At 40.0% G+C, this 8,482-nt stretch carries 5 protein-coding genes; 1 reads left to right on the forward strand and 4 read right to left on the reverse strand.

Annotated elements, in window-relative coordinates:
• Together ACKPEB_RS02230 and ACKPEB_RS02235 are read right to left on the reverse strand one after the other, a co-directional pair.
• Positions 1 to 1,556 (reverse strand): Ig-like domain-containing protein (locus ACKPEB_RS02230; protein WP_408963147.1); only part of this gene is annotated, 1,556 nt, incomplete at its 3' end.
• Between the two features lie 601 nt (positions 1,557 to 2,157).
• Positions 2,158 to 4,335, reverse strand: coding sequence for a recombinase family protein (locus ACKPEB_RS02235; RefSeq protein ID WP_408963151.1), 2,178 nt, complete (start codon positions 4,333 to 4,335; stop codon positions 2,158 to 2,160).
• An 80-nt stretch (positions 4,336 to 4,415) separates the two neighbouring features.
• Between ACKPEB_RS02235 and ACKPEB_RS02240 the strand changes: the two genes are divergently transcribed.
• Entirely contained in the window at positions 4,416 to 5,822 is a 1,407-nt protein-coding gene (locus ACKPEB_RS02240) for a proton extrusion protein PcxA (protein ID WP_408963148.1), read from the forward strand.
• A gap of 207 nt (positions 5,823 to 6,029) precedes the next feature.
• On the opposite strand, the gene ACKPEB_RS02245 is transcribed toward ACKPEB_RS02240, so the two are convergent.
• Entirely contained in the window at positions 6,030 to 6,335 is a 306-nt protein-coding gene (locus tag ACKPEB_RS02245) for a YkvA family protein (RefSeq protein ID WP_408963149.1), read from the reverse strand.
• Positions 6,336 to 6,594: 259 nt separating this feature from the next.
• Positions 6,595 to 8,385, reverse strand: a complete 1,791-nt coding sequence (locus ACKPEB_RS02250) for an NB-ARC domain-containing protein (protein ID WP_408963150.1) — start codon at positions 8,383 to 8,385, stop codon at positions 6,595 to 6,597.
• Positions 8,386 to 8,482: the final 97 nt, after the last annotated feature.

Genomic DNA, 8,482 nt, shown 5'->3' on the forward strand with positions numbered 1-8,482 from the left:
GGCGGTGTAGTCGGGGTTGGGGTTGGAGTGGGCGGTGTAGTTGGGGTTGGCGGTGTGGTGGGTGTTGGTACAGGAATCGGAATAATCGTACCGGAAATCGGCGTGAAACTCTCCGCATTAATGGTGGTGCTATTCACTCCCACTAAAACCGCAATATAATCTCCAGCACTGCCATTGCGAATAATTGTATCCCCTGCATTTTCAGCACTTTGGGTAATAAATAAATCACTAAATTGTAATCCTCCCCCTAAACCAATGCGATCGCCCGGTTCAAAATCATTCACAATCTGAGCATCTTCTAAATTAGCTCCCCCGCTTTCTGTCGTCATCACGAAGGTATCATTTCCAGAGCCGCCTGTGAGGGTATCAATGCCTTTACCCCCCCAGAGAAAATCATCTCCGGTTTCACCGGAAATTTGATCATCACCTTCGCCTCCAAATGCGGTATCGTTCGCAAGACCACCAAATATCGTGTCGTTGCCGAGGTTTCCTTGGAGGTTATCAGCGCCTTCATTTCCAAACAGCAGGTCTTCTTCATCTCCTCCGATGACTGTATCATTTCCAGCATCTCCCCAAACAATATCACTGCCTTTATCGCCAAAAACGAGATCATTCCCGTCTCCTCCTCTGACACTATCGCCGCCTTGACCGCCATACAGGCTATCATTGCCTAAATTTCCAATCACGGTATCGTTTCCGAGTTGTCCGAGTCCGGTATCATCTCCTTCACTTCCATCGAGGAAATCGTTGTCTTTACCGCCATTGAGTTCGTCGTTGCCTTCTCCTCCGGTTAAGCTATCATTATTTTCATTTCCGTAGAGGGTATCATTGCCTTCATCTCCCCGGAGTTCATCATTTCCGGCTAAACCAAAGATGGTATCGTTTCCATCTAAACCATTAATGACATCATTTCCCGAAGAGCCTGTAATATAATCGCTGGTTTCGGTTCCTTGACCAATTCCTTCAACAATAATCGGGCGATTTCCCGCTAACACTTCAATAAAAACTTGCGCTGGGGCGGTTCCCTGTTCAATCGTATAACTAAAACTGTCAACGCCAAAAAAATTCGGGTCAGGACTATAAGTAAAAATCCCAGCCCCGTTAAAAACTAAGGTTCCGTTCGCTGTCGAACTAAATTGAGCAACACTAATACTGGTGCCACTTCCTCCGGTAATCGAATCATTGGCGAGAACATTAAAAAAGGTGGGTTGTTGAAAGTTGGTCTGAAAAAAGTCATTATTGGCAATGGGCGCCGGATTGGTTCCGCTACCGCCTGAAGAGGTTGGAGTCGGAGGGGAGGTTGGGGATGTAGTCGGCGTTGGGGATGTAGTTGGCGTTGGGGATGTAGTTGGCGTTGGAGTCGGGGATGTGGTTGGGGTGGGTGCTGGAGGATTTTGAGGGACAAAGATCACTTCACCATTAGCACCGGGTAAGGTTTCTCCTACTAACCCGGTGAAGCTTTGAAAAACTCCTGGTAGTTCCGTTGGAAAAATTAACAGGGTTTCAGTCGTATTAATGACTGTAGCCCTAACGGTATTAATTACTGAACTGGTCATTTCTTTGTCTCCTCATGAATAAACCCAAGCACTCAAATTAACCTTTTATACGCCAACTAACTTTTATCTATAGTATTCCCAGAAGGGCTGGTGATACTAACACCAATACTATAAATTGATAGATTTAATTATTGTTCTTCAAGGCAACATGACTAACCTCGTTTAAAATATCCTCATGATGCAATAATTTTATTACAAAAATGAGTAAGCCTCCTTACGGAAGCTCTTAAAAATTGAAATTTTTACATTCAAAATGGTAAAGAACTTAGGAAAATCAAGAAGTGAAGTTAAGACTTAACAGGCAAAATGCCTGTTGAACTACTTCATTAATTTTAAGTTCTTGCATGGGATTTTATAGGTTAGTTAGAAGGTTAAATTGACCTTCTATGGTTGCTTTTTAGGTAGATAACCCTGTATAAGTGGGGTCAACACTATCCCCTATATTATCTTAACAGGCAAGATGCCTATTCTACTTTTTTATGAATTTCAAGTTGAATTAATCGAAACTCAATATTCCCAATCTTAGGATTCAAGAATAATACGGGTGAGTGTTGATCACTGTCGGTGAACTGTTCAAGATTAAAACTCAACAGACGACCCATTACTGATGACGGATCACTGATAACTGATAAAGGGGGCCGAGTTGTTCTTGGCCATTAACCGCTAAATCACTATGACAGAGAATTAAGCGATCGCTAACCCGACTCAACAAATCTACAATAATACGACGTAATCGTTGTCGATCCGCTTCCATAGAATTTTCCACTGTCCAAGGCTGATTTTGTTGTTCAGTCAGAAATAGGGGTGCTCCCCACAGAATACTCGCTCCCCCACTTAACCACAAGGGAGATCCCACATCTAACCAAAAGTGCCAACGGTGGCAAGCTCGACTGGCTCGATATTGAAAAATCGTTCCCAACGTGACCCCACCGGGTTTAATCCCTAAACTCGATACCGGATAAGGATTAGCAGAAATCACCCCTCGGCGCAATAACTGAATAAACTGACCGACTTGTTCTGAAGGAGAAATCGCTGTTTGTCCCTGTAAACGGTTCTGCACCTCCCAATAGTGCATCGCTGTTTCCATCAATTCTCGCAGGACAGACAATTGATCGGCTCTTAAGCTGCTCTTAACCATTAAGAATTGCTGAATTCCCCGGTCTAACAACATCACCGGACTGGTTAACAGTCGTTGTTGATATTGTTGTTGCTGAACGTCCACCCAATGCAGAATCTGTTCATAAGCGGTGGTTGCTTGATGTCCCAACCGATCCCAACGGGGAAAAGCCGTTACCGGAAGTAACCGAGGCTTCTCCAAATCAGGAACAAAACAATGATCGGCTAATAAACCTGCCCGTACCGGGTCAATCATCGGGGTAGACGGTTGACCGTTGAGGGTTGAGGATGGACTCAGGGTGACGAGCATTTCTGCAATTGCATCTCGATGGATGAGGCGACCATTACCGGAATAGATTAATCCCATCAAGGTTAATAAGGCTCGAACCAAGGGAGAACTCACCAGGGGGCGTTGTTCCTGCATCGAGTCAACAGTAATTCCCGCATGGAGTAGGAGTTCTCGCAGGGTATAACGGGCAATGGCATCTAAACCGGGAGCGATGACGGCAATTTCATTCGGTTGTACTTCACCGGCTTTAACGCTGGCGATAATCTGTTCAGCCGTTTTTCGCAGTAAATCAGCCCGTGAGACGGTTTGAATCGATTGAATCTGGGTAGAGAATAACAAAGCATCAGCAAAGGCGATGGCACTGTCAAACACTAAATCTAAAATGGGTTGTGCTAAGTCTGCACCTAAACCCGCTTGTGAGTTCAACGCTTCAACTTGACAACGGGATTTTAAACCCGCTAAATCATTCGGGTCAGCGCCTAACCCTAAACGAATTGCCCCATTTGGATTGTAGGTAAATGCAGCCATTTTTCCCTGATCCAGAAAAAACTCAAACAAGTGGCGAGCTAGAGTTGGATATTCATCCACATCATCAGCTAGAACCACTGGATACCGATGCTGTAAGTGGTTTTGATAAATGGGATGACGCAGGAGATGTTGACCATAAAGGTCTGCAATAATCCCATAGGTGAGTAAACCTCGTTGTAAGCACCAGTTTTGCCATTGTTTCAACCATAGACCTATGGGTTGATCAAGGGTTTCGCTTTGGTCTACGGATATCAAGCCAGCCGCCAAAATCTGGGGAATATCTTCAATAGAGGTTCCACTTAAAGCAGCCAGTTGCAGAACATCCAAAATTTGGCGAACTCGACGATTGATGCTCACCCCTGGACGTTCTAAGCTGTGAATTTCCAGATCACGACTCCAAAGTTGCAGCGCAAGTTCCTGTTCTGTTTCGGGACGTAACCGCAGGGGGAATTGTGCTTTTAACCCCAACGTTTCGACTAATAACGGCCAAAATAGAATCACTTCATCTTGAAAAAAGCCGAGGGGGGTTGTGGAGTAAAACGAATATTGTCCCTGGGGTATAGCGGTCAAACGTTCTGCTAAGACCATGCGGTTATCGCTATTTGCCGCAAAAATTAACGTTGTTGTCCCCGTCAAGGGTCGGGATAGGGGAACCTCACCCCGGCGTTTTCCCTTGGTTTTTTTTCGGGCTGAACGGGAAGTCGCAGACTCCTGAGTTCTGAACTCTGAGTTTTGATTGGTTTCGCCCAATAACGGTGTCCACTCACAAAATAACTCGATGAGGCGGGTGGTTTTACCACTGAGAGAACCTCCAGTAATCCAAACAGCAGGAGACAACACAGTAATTTGAGAGAAATTTGCTAAGATACCCCGTACATTGTAGCGATGAAGAATACTCAACCGTCAACCGTCAAGATTATTGAACTATGGTTACTTCTAACTCTAATTTATTTAAACAATTGTTTGGCAATGCAAATCAATGGTTTCGAGATACACCCACACGAGTGTTAGATCAAGCCTATGATGCGGCATTCAAGATTCGTTCTTTAGAAAATGAGCATTTTCACGGAGACAGAATTCCATCAGAATCTCATGCTGAATATAGCGATCGCGCTTTAGCTTATTTTCATGCTGAACTGAAAAAAAATCTCAAAATTATTGAGACTCGCTTAATGGTATTTAATACCAGTCGTTCCGTTTTAGGATTTTCAGAACAAATTTATCCGCCTTCAATGTTGAAGGATGAAATCGCCCATAAAATTGAAAAGAATGGCTCATCGCCTCATCATCAACCGATTATGCTGATTTGTGAAAAACTGGATTATATTGATTCGGTAATTTCTCGATATCAACCGACTCCACCTCCTCAAATTTCGGTTGAATTGATCACATCTCCTCCTGAACAATCTCTTTCACTCAAGGAGACGATCCTGAATCCTGATTTAAGCATTATGAATGCTCGTGGCAAAAATAAATCTTCAATGGCAGCGAATCCCAGTTCAGGAAAAACGATGAAAGAGGATTTAACGGCTAAATCTTCTACCAGTGTTCTTCCTCGCTCCCTACTCCGAACTTTAAATCGAATCCAGCAGGAACTCCGACCTGAATCTGAATTAGAAATCATTGAAAATTATCGTAAATCTAAAATTAAAACTTTAATTTCTATCCGGTTTGTTTTATTATTAATTTTAATTCCCTTACTCACTCAACAAATCTCTAAAAATTTTGTAGTCGGGCCTCTTGTAGATCGAATTTTTACCCATCCAGAAGAAAGACCGATTTTCCTCAATGTTAATATGGAAGAGGAAGCTTTGATTGAACTTCAGCATTATGAAGAACGACTCAAATTTCAAATGTTAATCGGTCAAGCTCCTTCCTTAACACCGGAAGAAGTTGATGAAAAGCTACAGGAAAAAGCCAAAGAATTAGCGGAAGAATATAAAGCAGAAGGAAGTAATGCTATCAAAAATGTTTTTGCCGATATCATTGCTGTTTTTATGTTCTGTTTTGTGATGGTTTACAACCGCAAAGAGGTGGATATTCTCAAATCGTTTATGGGAGATTTAATTTATGGATTGAGTGATAGTGCCAAAGCATTTATCATTATTTTATCGACGGATATGTTTGTTGGTTTCCACTCTCCTCACGGTTGGGAAGTGATCTTAGAAAATACAGCGCGACATTTCGGACTACCAGAAAATCGGGATTTTAATTTTCTGTTTATTGCTACTTTTCCGGTTATCCTCGATGCGGTGTTTAAATATTGGATTTTCCGTTATCTGAACCGCAGTTCACCTTCTGCTGTTTCCACCTATAAAACTATGAACGAGTAAGGATTGTCAAAGAATCTCATCATATTGCTTAATAATCTAGTGCAATAGATGATAACAATAAACGGGTTCAAAGGTTAAAACATCCCTCTTTTTTAAGGGTTGAATCTTAATCATGATTAAAAATGCAGTAGTGCTATTGTTGTCTTCTACTGCATTTTATAATTGGGATCAAAACTTTAAATTCTATGAATCAGATTTGAATGAATTCTAGCTAGCAGAAACATCAACAACTGTCGGTTCTGAGTCAGCAGATTCTTTTTCATTGATATTGTTTGCTACTGAGGTTTGTTTCCGTCGATTTAAACCTTCAATGAGTAATTGAGAGACTTCAGTAACTAAAATAGTAGCAATCACTCCATCATCTAACCATCCGACAATCGGTAAAAAGTCAGGCGAAATATCAAGGGGACTTAATAAATAAATGAAGCTCCCTAAAATCAAAACCCAACGATATTTTGTATTTCGCAGGGTGACTCGATACCAATTATAAAAAGATTGAATAAGATTTTTCATTTCACAGCCCTAATGTCGTCTATCTATTTCTAAAATGACAAATCTAACTAAAATCGATAAGTGTAGAAAACCCTGTATGGTTGTAGGGGTATTTCACCTGACAGGTTAACACTAGAAGCCACCATAACCAGGAAAGGAGAATTATAGCCAGTCTAAATGATGGGTAATCAAAACTTGTAGGGGTGGCTTCCCTCTACAGCTAGACGCCAATAAGGTTAGGTGTCCGAAACCCTACCCTAAAATATTACAACTTCTAAGATTAGAAATTTCCTACGGTTCGCTGGCAGATTTTTTCTTTCCAAGCTTGAACCATTTCTTTTGAAGTTTGATAACCTTGCTGGTTAGCAGATTTTTTAAATTCCTCTACATCTCTCTTGAGAAAAGATAATAAATAAGTCAAATTCCCCAAGGTATAACCCGATAATTTTTGTCTATCTCGAAGTTCGATTAAAATTAGATTAATCTGTTTCACAACTGCTTTATAATTTTTATATCTGACTAAAAGTTTTTGAATTAAAGGTTTAACAAAGGTAGAAATTTGATAATTTTGAACAGCAGAACTAGCGGTTGATTGAAAAATGGGATAATATTCTAAAATTGCGAATAATGGACAACAACGCGGGATATGTTGGTTATTGTTCCCAGTCAAATCTTGATAAAAATATTCAATCATTCTTTCCTGAATATAAGCTTTAATTAGATATTCTTGAGTAAATCCTAAACTTTTTTTTTCAATGAGCGATCGCCGTTCTAAAGATTCTAAGCTTTCCAGTAAAAGAAGTTTAGAAACAGGCGGGAATAAATGTTCTACCAGTTGTATCGTAGAAACTGGTTTGTTTTCAATTGTTAACCAGTACATAATCTTTTTTTCTACGTCTGATAAATGATTAAATTGCTGATCTAATCTAGCTCTAAGCCCATTAAAAATTATTTGATTTTCTTTTATAAATTCTGTTATACTATTATTAAATAAATCTTGAATTGATGCCGCAGCAATTTTTAATAAAAGGGGATTACCTGAATAATAAGTCACCAGTTTTTTATAGTCTAATACACTTCCTTTAATCTCTTTCAGTTTTAAAGTTTTTTCTCCCGCTTCAAAATCTAAACCGGGTAACTTTAAGACTCGAACAGGTAAAGTATTCCCGGCTAAAACAGCAATTTCTTGAGGCGTTTCTCGACTGGTGATCAGAATACAACTTTGATGGTTAATTTCTCCCAACTGTTGCAGAAGTTTCCGATAGTCTTCATATCCATTTCGGTAGTGTCCCGTTAACATTTTCTCTTGAAAAACAGCCTCAAATCCATCAAGAATAATTAAACATTTATGCTGTTGTAAATATTCAATCAAGCGTAAAATTTTGACTTGAATTTTTTCGGAAGAATTCAAAGGCAGAGGCTTAATTAAACTATTATAAAAAATTTCTGTTAGTAATTCCGCACAAGATAAACCCGTATTCAGGTTATAAAAAAATACAAATTCAAAGTGTTGCTTAATTTCATGGGTCAGTTTAACAGATAATGCCGTTTTGCCAATTCCTACCATCCCAACCATTGCAATTAAGCGACAATTTTCTTCTAAAATCCAGTGTTTAACCGTCCAAAGTTCAGTGCTTCTACCATAAAAAAATGAGACATCCATCGCTGCGGTTAAATGATAAGTATTCGGATAATCTCTAATTTTTTCTAATTCTAATCTTTCCGCTATTCTTTTCTTTTCACAGGAAGAACAATCAGGGGGTGTTAATGATTTTGATACAATCTCACACTGAGTAGATCCCTGTTGTGATTGATGAGCGTAGCCGTTAATGACAGAATGTAAGTTAGCTTTAGTAACCGGTTTTCCTAAGATTTGAGAGAGCGATCGCCACAACCGAGAACCCACCCCTTTAATATAATCTGTATCATACTCAAAGGTTTGGGCAATTTGTTGATAGGATTTGCCTTGCCAAGACTCTCGCAACACCAGTTCTTGAGTATCGCTCAACCCATTTGATGAAAACAGAGGAGTTAATAAAGCTAAAACTTCATCAGGTGTCATCTCTGGCATGGTTTGTTACCCTCACACTCTCACTTATTTTGTATTTTATCACCTTTTCTTACTTTTTTTACTGTTCTTTGTTTTTCTTCAGGTTTCTTTACATAAA

Source organism: Planktothrix sp., from assembly GCF_046067725.1.
GTDB lineage: Bacteria > Cyanobacteriota > Cyanobacteriia > Cyanobacteriales > Microcoleaceae > Planktothrix.